Below are 15635 nucleotides of genomic sequence, written 5' to 3'. Positions count from 1 at the left end.
TCGAAGATTGGTGAGAAGCTTTAATATTCGCGCTGAGTGGGGAACGACCACTCAGCGTTTAGTCTGTCCGCGCTTCCCGACAATCGAGAGGGCAGGAGAACCCGCCCCTTAGTGGTTCTAATTAGTTAAGTGCCTTGTCATTCGGTTCTTTAAACAGTGCTTTCATATCGTCAGACAGTTCAAAGTTCATGTTGAGATTTTTTGGTGGGATTGGGTTTTTAAACCACTTATCGAACCATTTCTCTGCTTCACCGGAGGTCTGAACCTGAGCGATGGTGTCGTCGACGAGTTTCTTAAACTCCGCGTCGTCTTTACGCATCATGCAGCCGTAGGCCTCTTTGGATTGCGCGGTGCCGACGATTTCCCAGTTATCCGGTTTCTTCGCTTTAGCGCGTTCACCGGCCAGCAGAGCATCGTCCATCATAAACGCGACGGCGCGGCCGCTTTCCAGAGTACGGAAAGAGTCACCGTGGTCTTTGGCGCTGATGATACGCATGTCCATTTTCTTCTCTTCATTCAGCTTGTGCAGGAGAACTTCAGAGGTCGTCCCGGAGGTCACAACCACCGCTTTGCCTTTCAGATCGGCGAAGTCTTTAATATCGCCGCCTTTTTTGGTCAGCAGACGGGTACCCACCACGAAGATGGTGTCGGAGAAGGCAGCCTGTTTCTGACGCTCAAGGTTGTTGGTGGTGGAGCCACACTCAAAATCAAAGGTGCCGTTTTGCAGCAGTGGAATACGGTTTTGTGAAGTGATTGGGATCAGCTTCACTTCCAGATCCGGTTTGTTGAGCTTTTTCTTTACCGCGTCGACGATCGCGTTGGAATAAGCCTGTGAGTAGCCCACGACTTTTTGCGTGTTGTCGTAGTATGAGAACGGAACAGACGATTCACGGTGGCCGACCACAATCACGCCGTTTTTCGCGATTTTTTCCAGGGTACCGCCCGCTGCCGGAGCAGCATCTTCAGCGTGCACGACGCCTGCGGATAATCCCATCACCAGCATTGCTGTGGCCAGTTTACGTAATTGCATATCCAACTCCTTTATTATCAGCGCCAGAGACGCATTGATATTCGGTGTGATGTTGTTATAGCTCGCGCGATACGAGTGCAGTGTTATACCTGTTTGTTAACATTTAGTTTGGCTTAATGTAAAGATTTTGCTGCGTTATTGTTTATTTTTGCGAAGCGCGCCGCACCATTCAGAGGCATAAATCTTCCGTTGCACCGTTTCGGTGCTACCGGTGAGCTACCCTGGTGCGACCGGGTTGCACAGTAAGCCAAATCGCGTTTACGTAAATAGATAAAGCAATCGCCGTGCCAGAGTTGTGTCGCAGTGACAATTGCCGGATGGCGGCTTCGCCTTACCCGGCCTGCAAGATCGTAGGCCCGGCAAGCGTAGCGCCGCCGGGCAAAGAGGGGGAGGGGACTACTTGCGGCGCTGGCGCAGGCTCATCAGCACGGCGCCAAAACCGAACAGCGCGGTGAGGATCCACAGGGGCCAGTTGCCGGTGCGGGCGTAAGGCGTCAGCCCGGTCGTCGGCGTGACTTTTGTGGTCAGCACGTCGCGGGTGAACTGCGGCAGCATGGCCTGAATTTCACCCTGCGGACCAATCACGGCGGTAATGCCGTTGTTGGTGCTGCGCAGCAGAGGGCGCGCCAGCTCCAGGGAGCGCATCCGCGCCATCTGGAAATGCTGCCATGGGCCGATCGACTTACCGAACCAGGCATCGTTGGAGATGGTCAGCAGATAGTCGGTGTTCGGGCGGAAATTATCCCGCACCTGCTCACCGAGGATGATCTCGTAGCAAATGGCGGCGGTCAGTAAAAAGCCGTGGGCGCTCAGCTGAGGCTGAACGTAGGCGCCCCGGCTAAAGGAGGACATCGGCAGATCGAAAAACGGTGCCAGCGGACGCAGAATCGACTCCAGCGGCACAAACTCACCAAACGGCACCAGGTGATTCTTGTTGTAGCGGTTCGTCGACTCATAGCTGTAGGGATTATCTTTTCCCAGCGTGATAATGGTGTTGTAAGTGTCGTAACGGTTCTGCTTGTTCAGCCGCGCGTCAACGATACCGGTGATCAGAGTGGAGTTTCGCGCCCGCAACAGATCGTCCATCATGATCAGAAAACGCTGCTGGTTGATCTCCAGATCCGGGATTGCCGACTCAGGCCAGATAATCAGCTGGGATTTGCCCATCTCTTTCTGGGTGGCATCCAGATAAATTTTCAGGGTGTTGATCAACTGACCTTCATCCCATTTCAGCGACTGGGGAATATTACCCTGCACCATCGACACCTGGGTGGCGCGTTCCGGCTCAAGGGTAAACCACTGGATATAACGCAGCGGGAAAGGCAGGGCAAAAAGCACCACAGCCATGACCAGCGCTCGCCCGTTGCGCTGCACCAGCGCCAACACCAGCAGGCCGCTTACCACCATCAGCAGGAAGTTGATCGCCTCGACGCCCATCACCGGCGCCAGGCCCTTTAGCGGGCCATCTATCTGGCTGTAGCCGAACTGCAGCCACGGAAAGCCGGTCAGCACCCAGCCGCGCAGGAACTCGGTAATTTGCCAGACCACCGGGGCGGCAATCGCCACCCGCAGCCAGCTGGTTTTTGGCCACAGGCGGGAGAGGATCCCGGCAAACAGACCCGTGTAGAGCGAGAGGTACGCCGCCAGCAGCACCACGAGGAAAACATTCACCGGGCCTGGCATGCCGCCAAACTGGGCAATACTGACGTAAACCCAGTTAATACCGGAGCCAAACAGGCCCAGCCCCCAGAAATAGCCAATCGCCGCCGCCTGAACAGGGCGTCGGTTAAGGGTCAGCCCCTGGAGTCCCATCAGGGAAAGGAGGGCCGCTGGCCAGAAGTCATAAGGGGAAAAAGCCAGCGTACCGCTGGCTCCGAGGATCAGCGCCAGCAGCAGACGCGTGCGCTGGCGTTCAAGCAAGGGGGCAAATGCCATTTAAATCAATCATCCAGTGTGGGTTGCGGAGCATTGTCCGGCATTCTGACATGAACCTGAATAATACGTCGACTGTCGGCCATCGCCACCTTGAACTGATAGCCGTCAATTTCCACGGTTTCGCCACGCGCCGGCAGGTGACCAAAGGCCTGCATCACCAGCCCGCCGATGGTATCTACCTCTTCGTCGCTGAAATGCGTGCCGAAGGTGTCATTGAAATCTTCGATTGGGGCGAGCGCACGCACGGTCCAGGTGTGGCGGCTCAACTGACGGAAGTCGATATCCTCTTCTTCGTCATATTCATCTTCAATTTCGCCAACAATCAGCTCAAGAATATCTTCGATGGTGACCAGGCCCGAAACACCGCCAAATTCATCGATAACAATCGCCATGTGGTAGCGCTGAGAGCGGAACTCTTTCAGCATGCGATCGACCCGCTTACTTTCCGGGACCACTACCGCCTGACGTAACACTTTTTCCATGCTGAAGGCTTCGGCATCGCTGCGCATAAACGGCAGCAGATCCTTGGCCATCAAAATTCCTTCAATGTGGTCTTTGTCTTCGCTGATCACCGGGAAACGTGAGTGAGCGGATTCGATAATGACATCGAGGCACTCATCCAGGGTCTGGTTGCGTTTCAGGGTAATCATCTGCGAACGGGGGATCATGATATCGCGAACGCGCTGGTCGGCGATGTCCATTACCCCTTCAAGCATCTCGCGCGTATCTTCATCGATAAGCTCGTTCTGCCCGGAGTCACGGATAAGCTCCAGAAGGTCATCACGGTTTTTAGGTTCACCGTGGAACAGCTGGCTCAGAAGGAGGGAGAAAAATCCTTTTTTGCTGTTTGGTGTGTCGCTACTGTGTGAATTGTCGTCGCTCATGGCGTTTGTTAAGGGTTCTCATGTTGGTCTGTTGACTGCCGTCGCGGACTTTTGTCATACGCAACGGCACATTATGCCAGTAAGGCGCAAACGCGCCCTACAGACTACTCTTTCTCGGCAATGTACGGATCCTCATAGCCCAGAGCAAGCATTATCTCTGTCTCAAGGGATTCCATCTCTTCCGCTTCGTCATCTTCAATGTGGTCGTAGCCCAGCAGATGCAGGCTGCCGTGCACCACCATGTGCGCCCAGTGGGCCTCGAGGGGCTTCTGCTGCTCCTTCGCTTCCTGCTCAACCACCTGGCGGCAGATGATCAGATCGCCAAGCAGCGGCATTTCGATACCCGGTGGGGCTTCGAACGGGAAAGAGAGCACGTTGGTCGGCTTATCTTTCCCGCGGTAGGTCAGGTTCAGGTCGTGGCTTTCTGCTTCATCCACCAGGCGAATCGTGACTTCTGACTCCTCCTGAAACTGCGGGATGACGGCATTCAGCCACGCCTGGAACTGGCTCTCTTCCGGCAGGCCGGCGTTATCTTCACAGGCCAGCTGTAAATCGAGGATCACCTGACTCATTTCTGCTCTTGCTCCTGGGCTTCGCGTTTACGTTCCGCGGCCTGTTCTGCTTTACGTTTTTGATCTGCGGCTTCCCACGCTTCATACGCCGTGACGATGCGGGCAACCACCGGGTGGCGCACCACGTCTTCACTGTGGAAGAAGTTGAAGCTGATTTCGTCCACTTCGGACAGGACTTCAATAGCGTGACGCAGACCCGACTTGGTGCTGCGTGGCAGGTCAACCTGGGTGATATCGCCGGTGATCACCGCTTTGGAGTTAAAGCCAATACGGGTCAGGAACATCTTCATCTGTTCGATGGTGGTGTTCTGGCTCTCATCCAGGATGATGAACGCATCGTTCAGGGTACGGCCACGCATATAGGCCAGCGGAGCCACTTCGATGACGTTACGTTCAATCAGTTTTTCGACCTTCTCAAAGCCAAGCATCTCAAACAGCGCATCGTACAGCGGGCGCAGGTAAGGATCGACCTTCTGGCTCAGATCACCAGGCAGGAAGCCCAGCTTCTCGCCCGCTTCAACGGCCGGACGGGTGAGCAGAATGCGGCGGATCTCCTGGCGCTCAAGGGCATCCACGGCAGCAGCCACCGCAAGGTAGGTTTTACCAGTACCTGCCGGGCCGACACCGAAGGTGATGTCATGATCGAGGATATTGGCGATGTACTGCGCCTGGTTTGGCGTGCGCGGCTTAATGACGCCACGCTTGGTCTGAATGTGGATAGCCTTGCCGAATTCCGGCACGCTCTCCGCGCTCTGCTCCAGCACTCGCGATTCTTTGATCGCCAGATGGATCTGTTCCGGCTCAATATCCTGAGTTTCACCGCGCATCGGCGCGGTATCAACGTACAGACTACGGAGAATATCCGCAGCGGCATTGACGCAAATGGCGCGTCCGGTGAGTTTGAACTGGTTATCGCGACGATTAATCTCGATACCCAGACGTCGCTCCAGATGTTTGATGTTGTCATCAAACGGCCCGCACAGGCTCAGCAGGCGAGCGTTGTCTGCTGGCTCAAGGGTAATTTCACGTGTGTCTATATTCAAACCGTTCCTCTTAATGTCTCGGGTGTCATAGGGCAGTGGGTCTGTCTTATGAAAGTATTCACGCCACGGAATAAAGGCGCAAGCATTGCGAAGGATATGGGGGAGAGCAGGGAGAAATACAAGGCCTGTCAGAAACGACAGGCCGAAGGATCACGGCTGATAAACGCTGACGCCGAGATCGTTTTCTTTACGGGTACGGGCAATCACCGATTCCGGCGACTGGGCGACGCGCAGGCCCATTTCATCTTCGGTGCGCACCAGTTTGCCACGCAGGGAGTTGGTCAGCACTTCGAGGATCTCAATATCGACGAACTTGCCCACCAGATCCGGCGTACCTTCGAAGTTCACCACGCGGTTGTTCTCTGTACGGCCAGAGAGCTCCATGATGCTCTTACGTGAAGTGCCTTCTACCAGTACACGCTGTACGGTGCCGAGCATCCGGCGGCTCCAGGCGTTGGCCTGCTGGTTAATGCGATCCTGCAGAATATAGAGACGCTGCTTTTTCACCTCTTCCGGCACGTCGTCAACCATATCGGCGGCAGGCGTCCCTGGACGCGCCGAGAAGATGAAGCTGTAACTCACGTCGAAGTTCACATCACCAATCACCTTCATGGTGCGTTCAAAATCGTCGTCCGTTTCCCCCGGGAAGCCGACGATGAAGTCAGAGCTTATCTGAATATCCGGGCGCGCTTCACGCAGCTTGCGGATAATCGCTTTATATTCCAGCACGGTGTGGGTGCGGCCCATCAGGTTCAGTACGCGGTCAGAACCACACTGGATCGGCAGATGCAGGAAGCTCACCAGCTCTGGCGTATCGCGGTAAATCTCGATGATGTCATCGGTAAATTCGATCGGGTGGCTGGTGGTAAAGCGGATGCGGTCGATACCGTCAATCGCCGCCACCAGACGCAGCAGTTCAGCAAACGAGCCGGTGCTGCCGTCATAGTTCTCGCCGCGCCAGGCGTTAACGTTCTGCCCGAGCAGGTTCACTTCGCGCACACCCTGTGCCGCCAGTTGGGCGATCTCAAACAGGATGTCGTCGCAAGGACGGCTGACTTCTTCGCCGCGGGTATAAGGCACCACGCAGTAAGTACAGTATTTATTGCAGCCTTCCATGATGGAGACGAAGGCGGTCGGGCCATCTGCGCGCGGCTCCGGCAGACGGTCAAATTTTTCGATTTCCGGGAAGCTGACGTCAATAATCGCCTTGCGATTACCGCTTCCGCGTACGGCGTTGATCATCTCCGGCAGACGGTGCAGGGTCTGCGGACCAAAAATAATGTCGACGTAGTGGGCGCGCTGACGAATCAGCTTCCCTTCTTGCGAGGCAACACAGCCGCCAACGCCGATGATGATATCCGGGTTTTTCTGCTTGAGGAGCTTCCAGCGACCTAACTGGTGAAAGACTTTTTCCTGCGCCTTCTCACGGATTGAGCAGGTATTCAGCAGCAGCACATCTGCCTCTTCCGCCACGTCGGTGAGTTGATACCCATGGGTGGCATCCAGCAGATCGGCCATCTTGGATGAATCGTATTCGTTCATCTGACAGCCCCAGGTTTTAATATGGAGTTTTTTTGTCATCGACTTGCTCATGCTCAGGATTGCAGGGCGCGTATTGTAATGCTTTGGTGCGGTTGTGACCAGTATGAAGGTTGTCAGCCTCAAGGCCAAAAAAATCCGGTAAACTTAGGAGATTATCAAATAAGGACAAATGACCATGACTATCCAACAAGCCGGGATCGCCGTCGTCGGCGGCGGTATGGTCGGCGGGGCGCTGGCGCTGGGGCTGGCGCAACACGGGTTCGACGTCACCGTTATCGAACAGGCACCACCTGCTGCTTTTGACGCGTCACAGCAGCCGGATGTACGCATTTCGGCGATCAGCGCCGCGTCAGTTGATCTGCTTCGTGGGCTGGGGGTATGGGACGCGGTGCTGGCCATGCGCGCGCATCCGTATCGTCGCCTGGAGACCTGGGAGTGGGAAAACGCCCACGTGGTGTTTGACGCCGCGGAGCTGAAACTCCCGCTGCTGGGTTACATGGTTGAAAATAGGGTGCTGCAACAGGCGCTCTGGCAGGCGCTGCAGGCGCATCCGCAGGTGACGCTGCGCGTTCCTGCGTCGGTGAAGGCGCTCCACCGCCACAACGATCAGCATCTGATTGAGCTGGATAATGGCGAGCAGCTGGCGGTAAAACTGCTGGTTGGGGCCGACGGCGCAAATTCCCGGGTGCGCGAGCTGGCCGGGATCGGCATTCACGCCTGGCAATATCAGCAATCCTGCATGCTGATCACCGTCGCCTGTGAGAACGATCCGGGTGACAGCACCTGGCAGCATTTCACCCCGAACGGTCCGCACGCGTTTTTACCGCTGTTTGACCGTTGGGCATCCCTGGTGTGGTATGACACCCCCGCGCGGATCCGCCAACTGCAGGGGCTCTCTATAGAACAGCTGCAGCGCGAAATCGTCCACCATTTCCCGTCGCGTCTGGGTAAGGTCACGCCGGTCGCCGCAGGGGCATTCCCCCTGACGCGTCGTCATGCGCTGAAGTATGCGCGCGAAGGGCTGGCGCTGGTCGGCGATGCGGCGCATACCATTCATCCGCTGGCGGGGCAGGGGGTTAACCTGGGCTATCGCGACGTCGAAGCGCTGATAGATGTACTCAGTAATGCCCGCAGCCACGGCGAAGCCTGGGCCAGCCATCAGGTGCTTAAGCGTTATCAGACGCGACGGATGGCAGATAACTTTATTATGCAGTCAGGTATGGATCTCTTTTACGCCGGGTTCAGCAACGATCTCGGGCCGCTGCGCATCCTGCGTAATGTGGGATTGATGGCGGCACAGCGCGCCGGTGGACTGAAACGTCAGGCGCTGAAGTACGCCTTAGGGCTCTAGATATTCCCTGGGCCGGGTAAGGCGAAGCCGCCACCCGGCTTATTGAGTTAGGGAACGCAGAAAAGCAAAAAGCTCGCCGAAGCGAGCTTTTTTTATGTGGCTGGGGTGCAGGGATTCGAACCCCGGAATGCTGGTATCAGAAACCAGAGCCTTACCGCTTGGCGACACCCCAATTGCGTTAAACAAACAGCTTAACGACTTTTTAAATTGGCTGGGGTACGAGGATTCGAACCTCGGAATGCCGGAATCAGAATCCGGTGCCTTACCGCTTGGCGATACCCCAACAATTTTTTTTGCTTTACCGACCGGAATCGATACAAGCTGATATGGTGGCTACGACGGGATTCGAACCTGTGACCCCATCATTATGAGTGATGTGCTCTAACCAACTGAGCTACGTAGCCAGACTGCTTTCTTCGATGGCTGGGGTACCTGGATTCGAACCAGGGAATGCCGGTATCAAAAACCGGTGCCTTACCGCTTGGCGATACCCCAATAACCGCGGAGAACCGCAAAATCGAAGAAATATGGCTGGGGTACCTGGATTCGAACCAGGGAATGCCGGTATCAAAAACCGGTGCCTTACCGCTTGGCGATACCCCATCCGTGCAACGCTTACCTGGGAATGGTGCGGGAGGCGAGACTTGAACTCGCACACCTTGCGGCGCCAGAACCTAAATCTGGTGCGTCTACCAATTTCGCCACTCCCGCAAAAAAGATGGTGGCTACGACGGGATTCGAACCTGTGACCCCATCATTATGAGTGATGTGCTCTAACCAACTGAGCTACGTAGCCATCTTTTTTTCGCGTTACCTTATCGGCGTTGCGGGGCGCATTATGCGTATAGACCCTTGCAGCGTCAACACCTTTTTCAACGAAAATGTCTGGAATGTGACTGTTTGGTTAGGTTGCGAACAGCGTGACCGAATATTCGGCAATTATTGGTTATTAATCGTTTTTGTCCAGCGAAACGCGAGGCAACAAAAGAGGCCCCGAAGGGCCTCATGGCGATCTGACTGATTACTTATAGGCGGACTGATGCACACCCACGGCACGACCTGATGGATCGTTCATGGTTTTGAAAGCTTCATCCCACTCAATGGCTTTCGCCGAGGAGCAGGCGACGGAAGGACCGCCCGGAACACACTCTGCTGCGCTTGGCAGCGGGAACAGCTCTTCGAAGATCTCACGGTACAGATAGGCTTCTTTCGAACCCGGCGTGTTGTACGGGAAGCGGAAGCTGGCGGTTTCCAGTTGCTGATCGGAAATCTGCTTCGCTGCCACCTCTTTCAGGGTGTCGATCCAGCTGTAACCTACGCCGTCAGAGAACTGCTCTTTCTGACGCCATGCCACGCTTGCAGGCAGGTAAGATTCGAAGCATTCGCGCAGAACGTGTTTCTCCATCTTGCCGTTGCCGCACATTTTGTCCTGCGGGTTGATACGCATGGCCACGTCGAGGAATTTTTTATCCAGGAAGGGGACGCGCGCTTCAACACCCCATGCAGACATCGCTTTGTTGGCACGTGCACAGTCAAACATGTGCAGGGCCTGCAGTTTACGCACGGTCTCTTCGTGCAGCTCTTTGGCATCCGGCGCTTTATGGAAGTAGAGGTAGCCGCCGAACACTTCGTCAGAACCTTCGCCGGAAAGTACCATTTTAATGCCCATCGCTTTGATTTTACGGGACATCAGGTACATCGGCGTAGAGGCGCGGATGGTGGTCACATCATAGGTTTCAATGTGATAGATAACGTCGCGGATCGCATCCAGCCCTTCCTGCACCGTAAAGTGGATCTCATGGTGCACGGTGCCCAGGTGATTTGCCACCTCCTGCGCGGCTTTCAGGTCCGGGGATCCTTCCAGGCCGACGGCGAAGGAGTGCAGCTGCGGCCACCAGGCTTCGGAGCGCTCCTGATCTTCCACCCGACGTGCGGCATACTTTTTGGTGATCGCCGAGATAACGGACGAATCCAGACCGCCGGAGAGCAGCACGCCGTAAGGCACGTCCGACATCAGGTGGCTTTTCACTGAATCTTCCAGCGCCTGGCGCAGCTCGTTTTTATCGGTGACGTTGTCTTTAACGGCATCGTAATCGAACCAGTCGCGCTGATAGTACTGGCGAATTTCGCCATCCTGGCTCCACAGATAGCTGCCTGCCGGGAACTCTTTGATGGTGCGGCAAACCGGCACCAGGGCTTTCATTTCAGAGGCAACATAGAAGTTGCCGTGCTCATCATGGCCCATATAGAGCGGGATAATCCCGATGTGGTCGCGGCCAATCAGGTACGCATCTTTTTCGCTGTCGTACAGCGCAAAGGCAAACATACCCTGCAGATCGTCGAGGAACTCGGGTCCTTTTTCCTGGTAGAGGGCCAGAATCACTTCGCAGTCAGAACCGGTCTGGAAGGTATAGCGATCGCCGTACTCCGCGCGCAGCGCCTGGTGGTTGTAGATTTCACCGTTGACCGCCAGGGCATGGGTTTTTTTCTCGTTATATAACGGCTGGGCACCGGCATTGACATCCACAATCGACAGACGCTCGTGCGCCAGGATGGCTTTATCGCTGGCGTAGACACCGGACCAGTCCGGGCCGCGATGGCGCATCAGACGGGAGAGTTCCAGTGCTTTTTTACGCAGTTCGCCTGCGTCAGTTTTGATATCCAGTACGCCGAAAATTGAACACATAACCTTCTCCATTAACCCTGTTGCAGTGTGATGTTGCTTGCTTATGAAAATGCCGCAAAAGCGGAGGGGCGGCAAGCGATTTGCCGGGTAAAAAGAAAAAAGTGCAATACCTGTTGATGAATGTTGAAAAAAGCGTACGCCTTAAGCTGGATTATTGATGTTTATTCAGTAAAAGGCGTTTTTTATTAGATGGATTTCTATTTTTGACGAGGCAAAATGAAAAAACCACGTCCGGGGACGTGGTTTTGGGTTACAGGACATCAATTTCCGCGACCGAGGGGTAAATCCAGCTTGGTCGGAACGGCATCGAATCGATATCGTCCAGGGTGGATACCCCCGACAGGACCAGGATGGTTTCCAGCCCGGCCTGGAAGCCGGCCAGAATATCGGTGCGCAGGTTATCGCCCACAATCACCGTATCTTCCGAGTGGGCCTGCATTGTGTTGAGTGCTGCACGAATGATCCACGGGCTGGGCTTACCAACATAAAACGGCATGCGGCCGGTCATTTTCTCAATACCGGCACAGAGTGCGCCGCAGGCCGGGTAAAAGCCGCGGCCATGGGTATCCGGGTTGGTGGCGATAAAGCGGGCGCCGTTGGCGACAAAGAAGGCCGCCTTGTGCATCATCTCCCAGTTATAGGAGCGCGTTTCGCCAACGATAACAAAGTCGGGGTTGACGTCGGTGATGGTAAAGCCCGCTTTGTACAGTTCATGGATCAGTGCGCCTTCACCGACTACATACGCTTTTTTGCCTTCCTGACGCTTCAGGAAATCTGCGGTGGCCATTGCCGAGGTATAGAAGACGCTGGCGGGCACATCGATACCGGCGGTGGCAAAACGGTTCGCCAGATCCTGTCCGGTCTGCGACGGGAAGTTGGTGAGCAGCACCAGCGGCATACCCTTTTCCATGATGCCGTTAAGAAACTCTGCAGCGCCCGGCACGGCAACGTTGTCGTGCATCAGCACGCCGTCGATATCACAAATAACATTCTTAATGGTCATGAACTTCCCGACATCAAAAAAAGAAGGCGTCACTATAAAGCGCTGTCAGCTTTCCAGCAAACGCTGCAACAGGATACCGTTAAGCATGGCGCGTTTTACCAGGGCAAAAGCGCCAATCGCGGAACGGTCGTTCAGCGCGGAGCGAACCACCGGCAGGTTCTGGCGAAACGCCTTCAGCGCCTGAGTATTGATGCACCCTTCGATGGCAGGCAGCAGCACTTTTTCGGCCTCGGTAATTTCACCGGCGATCACCACTTTTTGTGGGTTAAACAGGTTGATGGCGATGGCAATGGTTTTACCCAGATGACGGCCAACCTGCTCAATCACTTCACTGGCTAATGCGTCGCCCTTATTGGCCGCCCGGCAGATGGCGCTGATTTTACAGTCATCGAGCGTGACGCGGCTCTGATAACCCTGCTCCAGCAGATGGCGCACCCGCTGCTCAATGGCGGCGTTGGCAGCGACGGTTTCCAGACAGCCAAAGTTGCCGCAGTGGCAGCGCTCACCCAGCGGGTCAACCTGAATGTGGCCAATCTCGCCCACGTTACCGTTACGGCCAATAAAAATGCGGCCATTAGAGATAATACCGGCGCCCGTACCGCGGTGAACGCGCACCAGAATTGAGTCTTCACAATCCTGACTTGCACCAAAGTAGTGCTCGGCCAGCGCCAGGCTGCGGATATCGTGACCCACAAAGCAGGTTACGGCGAACCGCTTTTCCAGCGCGTCGATCAGCGCCCAGTTTTCGACCTGAATATGCGGCATATAGCGGATCACGCCGCTTTCGGGATCGACGAGCCCGGGCAGGATCACCGAAATGGCAATCAGCTCGCGGATTTTGCGCTGGCAGGATTCGATAAACAGCTCGATGGCGTTAAGCAGCGCATGTTCGAGGGTCTCCTGAGTGCGTTCCGGCAGGGCATAGTGCTCTTCAGCAATGGCCTTACTGCTCAGATCGTAGAGCGTCAGGGTGGCGTCATGACGTCCAAGGCGCACGCCAATGGCGTGGAAATGACGGGTTTCGGTAACAATTGAGATAGCGCGACGGCCTCCGGTGGAGGCCTGCTGATCCACTTCTTTAATCAGCCCGCGCTCAATAAGCTGACGGGTAATTTTCGTCACGCTGGCGGGGGCAAGCTGGCTCTGTTCTGCAATCTGAATCCGCGAGATGGGTCCGTGCTGGTCAATCAGTCGATAAACCGCCGCACTGTTCAGCTGTTTTACCAGATCAACGTTGCCAATTTGAGCTTGTCCGCCAGGTGTCATACTTTCGCTTACTCTGTAACGACCTCGTTACCATTAACGATGGTCTTGATGATTTTATAATCGTGTGTGAATGCGGTGAGGTTAGCGACCATCCCCGGTGCAATACTGCCCAGCTGTTTATCTAAGCCTATCGCGCGTGCCGGATAGAGCGTTGCCATACGCAGCACTTCATCGAGGGCAATGCTGCAATGTTCAACCAGATTGCGCACGCCTTCGATCATGGTCAGAGCCGAGCCGCTTAACGTTCCGTTCTCATCCACACAGAGTCCATTCCGGTAGTATATTGTTTTACCAGCAAAAATGAACTGTTCAATATTTGCCCCAGCTGGTGCCGTGGCGTCTGTTACCAGACACAGTTTGTCACCTTTCAGGCGCTTAGCGTTACGCACGTTGGCGTAATCGACATGTAAACCGTCAACAATAATGCCGCAATAGACATCTGGTTCGTCGAAGATCGCCCCGGCGAGACCGGGTTCGCGTCCGGTAATATAAGGCATAGCATTATAAAGATGGGTCGCGAAGGTGATACCGGCGCGGAAGCCCACTTTGGCCTCTTTTAGCGTGGCGTTGGAATGCCCTGCAGAGACCACAATACCTGCGCCCGCCAGCTTGCGGATCACCTCAGGATCGACCATTTCTGGCGCCAGGGTCACTTTGGTGATCACATCCGCGTTGGCACAGAGAAAATCAACCAGTTCACCGTCAGGTTTACGGACGTAATCAGGATTATGGGTGCCTTTCTTGACAATATTCAGCCACGGCCCCTCAAGGTGCAGACCCAGCGCCTGGTGTGGATATTTCGCCAGATATTCACGCATCACGCGAACGCCTTGCTTCATCAGGTCGTCGCTGGTGGTGATAAGCGTCGGCAGGTAGCTGGTGCAGCCCGATTTTTCATTGGCGCGCTGCATAATTTCCAGCGTTTCAACGGTGACGGCTTCGGCGGTATCGTTGAACTGCACGCCGCCACAGCCGTTAAGCTGTACGTCGATAAAACCGGGGGAGATGATTGCTCCATTGAGCGAGCGTTGTTCAATGTCCGCTGGCAGTTCGGCCAGTGGGCAGACACGTTCAATCAGGCCATTGGCGATAACGATCGCATGGTCATCCAGAATTTCATGGCCGGTATAAATCCGACCGTGGGTTAAAGCGTACATAACGACCCCCGGTTTAAAAATAGCATGCCGTCTCTGCAGGCAGAGACGGCGTCACATTACAGACCTTTAATGTTTTCTGCTTCTAATTCGTTGAAATACTTCAACGTCTTCACTTTCAGTTCCATGGTAGACGGTTCATCGCATACCACAACTGCTTTCGGATGCAGCTGCAGACAGCTGATGGTCCACATGTGGTTGACGTTGCCTTCTACCGCCGCCTGCAGCGCCTGCGCTTTTACGCTACCCAGCACCAGAATCATCACTTCTTCCGCATCCAGCAGGGTACCCACGCCAACGGTCAGGGCATATTTTGGCACCTGGTTAACGTCGCCATCAAAGAAACGGGAGTTTGCCACACGGGTGTCATGTGTCAGGGTTTTGATACGGGTACGGGAGGCCAGAGAAGAAGCAGGTTCGTTGAAGGCGATATGACCGTCGTTACCGACGCCACCCATGAACAGGTGGATTTTACCGTAAGCACGGATTTTTTCTTCGTAATGACGGCACTCTGCATCAATATCCGGGGCATTTCCGTCCAGCAGATTAATATTTTCCGGTTTAATATCAATGTGATCAAAGAAGTTCCGGTGCATGAAGCTATGGTAGCTCTCCGGGTGCTCTTTTGGCAGGCCTACATACTCGTCCATGTTGAAGGTGACAACATGTTCAAAGCTAACCTGGCCCGCTTTATGCATCTCAACCAGTGCTTTATAGGCGGTAAGAGGTGTGCCACCGGTAGGCAGACCCAGTACAAAAGGACGATCGGCTGTCGGTTTGAACGCGTTGATACGTTGTACGATATGGCGAGCAGCCCATTTGCCGACTTGTTCTGCGGTTGCCAGGGGGATCAGTCTCATTATTCACCTCTGAAGTTTTAGTAAAAGTTGGCGGATTGCTTGTCGGGGTATGATATAAGCCTAACCTGTTTCACACCGAGAGGGGTCAATCCGTCCTGATTTTTCGTATCATAAAATAAGTTTTCACTGTTTGCCAGTACAGGGGAGGGGAAGAAACAATATTTGGTGACAAAACTCACAAAAAGCACGCGTTTAATTTGCGATACGAATTAATTTTTCAGACACTCTCAAAGCCAGTGAATCATCAACTGTATTTATCGTTCGTTACACAATAAAAAACATAGTTTATGCGCGAGCCTTAACAAAGGG

Annotated in this window: 12 protein-coding genes and 7 tRNA genes; 1 reads left to right on the top strand and 18 read right to left on the bottom strand. The window is 54.7% G+C overall.

Annotated features, from left to right (window positions below):
- Positions 1-121: 121 nt before the first annotated feature.
- From WFM46_RS09970 to miaB, 6 genes are all read right to left on the bottom strand, one after another.
- Positions 122-1030, bottom strand: a complete 909-nt coding sequence (locus tag WFM46_RS09970; protein ID WP_168192006.1) for an amino acid ABC transporter substrate-binding protein — start codon at positions 1028-1030, stop codon at positions 122-124.
- Positions 1031-1426: 396 nt separating this feature from the next.
- Entirely contained in the window at positions 1427-2965 is a 1539-nt protein-coding gene (gene lnt / locus WFM46_RS09965; protein WP_336997559.1) for an apolipoprotein N-acyltransferase, read from the bottom strand.
- A gap of 5 nt (positions 2966-2970) precedes the next feature.
- On the bottom strand, positions 2971-3849 hold the full coding sequence (gene corC / locus WFM46_RS09960) for a CNNM family magnesium/cobalt transport protein CorC (protein ID WP_103178682.1): 879 nt from the start codon (positions 3847-3849) through the stop codon (positions 2971-2973).
- A gap of 104 nt (positions 3850-3953) precedes the next feature.
- Entirely contained in the window at positions 3954-4421 is a 468-nt protein-coding gene (gene ybeY / locus WFM46_RS09955) for an rRNA maturation RNase YbeY (protein WP_103178683.1), read from the bottom strand.
- A complete protein-coding gene (locus WFM46_RS09950) occupies positions 4418-5464 on the bottom strand; it encodes a PhoH family protein (protein WP_103178684.1) in 1047 nt (348 codons plus the stop codon). Before WFM46_RS09950 ends, ybeY begins: the two co-directional genes overlap by 4 nt.
- Positions 5465-5614: 150 nt before the next feature.
- Positions 5615-7045 carry a tRNA (N6-isopentenyl adenosine(37)-C2)-methylthiotransferase MiaB gene (miaB, locus tag WFM46_RS09945; RefSeq protein WP_336997558.1) on the bottom strand — a complete coding sequence of 477 codons (1431 nt, stop codon included), beginning with the start codon at positions 7043-7045 and terminating at the stop codon, positions 5615-5617.
- 136 nt (positions 7046-7181) lie between these two features.
- Here miaB and ubiF point away from each other — a divergent pair, with 136 nt between their 5' ends.
- Positions 7182-8357, top strand: coding sequence for a 3-demethoxyubiquinol 3-hydroxylase (gene ubiF, locus WFM46_RS09940; RefSeq protein WP_336997557.1), 1176 nt, complete (start codon positions 7182-7184; stop codon positions 8355-8357).
- Positions 8358-8454: 97 nt separating this feature from the next.
- Here the strand turns inward: ubiF and WFM46_RS09935 are convergent.
- The 12 genes from WFM46_RS09935 to nagB all read right to left on the bottom strand — a co-directional run bounded on the left by WFM46_RS09935 (position 8455) and on the right by nagB (position 15326).
- A tRNA-Gln gene (locus tag WFM46_RS09935) sits at positions 8455-8529 on the bottom strand.
- 36 nt (positions 8530-8565) lie between these two features.
- Positions 8566-8640 (bottom strand) — tRNA-Gln (locus WFM46_RS09930).
- Between the two features lie 44 nt (positions 8641-8684).
- Positions 8685-8761: transfer RNA gene (locus WFM46_RS09925), tRNA-Met, on the bottom strand.
- 16 nt (positions 8762-8777) lie between these two features.
- Positions 8778-8852 (bottom strand) — tRNA-Gln (locus WFM46_RS09920).
- A 33-nt stretch (positions 8853-8885) separates the two neighbouring features.
- A tRNA-Gln gene (locus WFM46_RS09915) sits at positions 8886-8960 on the bottom strand.
- A gap of 23 nt (positions 8961-8983) precedes the next feature.
- Positions 8984-9068, bottom strand: a tRNA-Leu gene (locus WFM46_RS09910).
- An 8-nt stretch (positions 9069-9076) separates the two neighbouring features.
- Positions 9077-9153 (bottom strand) — tRNA-Met (locus WFM46_RS09905).
- Positions 9154-9378: 225 nt separating this feature from the next.
- Positions 9379-11043 (bottom strand): asparagine synthase B, encoded by a 1665-nt coding sequence (asnB, locus tag WFM46_RS09900; RefSeq protein ID WP_103178688.1) that lies wholly within the window; start codon positions 11041-11043, stop codon positions 9379-9381.
- 250 nt (positions 11044-11293) lie between these two features.
- Positions 11294-12046: an HAD-IIA family hydrolase gene (locus tag WFM46_RS09895; protein ID WP_103181044.1), complete on the bottom strand. Its 753-nt coding sequence runs from the start codon at positions 12044-12046 to the stop codon at positions 11294-11296.
- Between the two features lie 45 nt (positions 12047-12091).
- On the bottom strand, positions 12092-13312 hold the full coding sequence (gene nagC, locus WFM46_RS09890) for a DNA-binding transcriptional regulator NagC (RefSeq protein WP_103178689.1): 1221 nt from the start codon (positions 13310-13312) through the stop codon (positions 12092-12094).
- 8 nt (positions 13313-13320) lie between these two features.
- On the bottom strand, positions 13321-14469 hold the full coding sequence (gene nagA, locus WFM46_RS09885; protein WP_336997556.1) for an N-acetylglucosamine-6-phosphate deacetylase: 1149 nt from the start codon (positions 14467-14469) through the stop codon (positions 13321-13323).
- Positions 14470-14525: 56 nt separating this feature from the next.
- Positions 14526-15326, bottom strand: coding sequence for a glucosamine-6-phosphate deaminase (nagB, locus tag WFM46_RS09880; protein ID WP_103178691.1), 801 nt, complete (start codon positions 15324-15326; stop codon positions 14526-14528).
- Positions 15327-15635 lie beyond the last annotated feature (309 nt).

Source organism: Leclercia sp. M50 (genome assembly GCF_037150775.1).
Classification (GTDB): Bacteria; Pseudomonadota; Gammaproteobacteria; order Enterobacterales; family Enterobacteriaceae; genus Enterobacter.
This window is presented reverse-complemented; position numbering and strand designations above follow the sequence as displayed.

Bases quoted from the DNA above. Each gene is read 5' to 3' on its own strand.
- WFM46_RS09970 (WP_168192006.1), bottom strand. From the start codon at position 1,030: ATGCAATTACGTAAACTGGCCACAGCAATGCTGGTGATGGGATTATCC.
- lnt (WP_336997559.1), bottom strand. From the start codon at position 2,965: ATGGCATTTGCCCCCTTGCTTGAACGCCAGCGCACGCGTCTGCTGCTG.
- corC (WP_103178682.1), bottom strand. From the start codon at position 3,849: ATGAGCGACGACAATTCACACAGTAGCGACACACCAAACAGCAAAAAA.
- ybeY (WP_103178683.1), bottom strand. From the start codon at position 4,421: ATGAGTCAGGTGATCCTCGATTTACAGCTGGCCTGTGAAGATAACGCC.
- miaB (WP_336997558.1), bottom strand. From the start codon at position 7,045: ATGACAAAAAAACTCCATATTAAAACCTGGGGCTGTCAGATGAACGAA.
- ubiF (WP_336997557.1), top strand. From the start codon at position 7,182: ATGACTATCCAACAAGCCGGGATCGCCGTCGTCGGCGGCGGTATGGTC.
- asnB (WP_103178688.1), bottom strand. From the start codon at position 11,043: ATGTGTTCAATTTTCGGCGTACTGGATATCAAAACTGACGCAGGCGAA.
- WFM46_RS09895 (WP_103181044.1), bottom strand. From the start codon at position 12,046: ATGACCATTAAGAATGTTATTTGTGATATCGACGGCGTGCTGATGCAC.
- nagC (WP_103178689.1), bottom strand. From the start codon at position 13,312: ATGACACCTGGCGGACAAGCTCAAATTGGCAACGTTGATCTGGTAAAA.
- nagA (WP_336997556.1), bottom strand. From the start codon at position 14,469: ATGTACGCTTTAACCCACGGTCGGATTTATACCGGCCATGAAATTCTG.
- nagB (WP_103178691.1), bottom strand. From the start codon at position 15,326: ATGAGACTGATCCCCCTGGCAACCGCAGAACAAGTCGGCAAATGGGCT.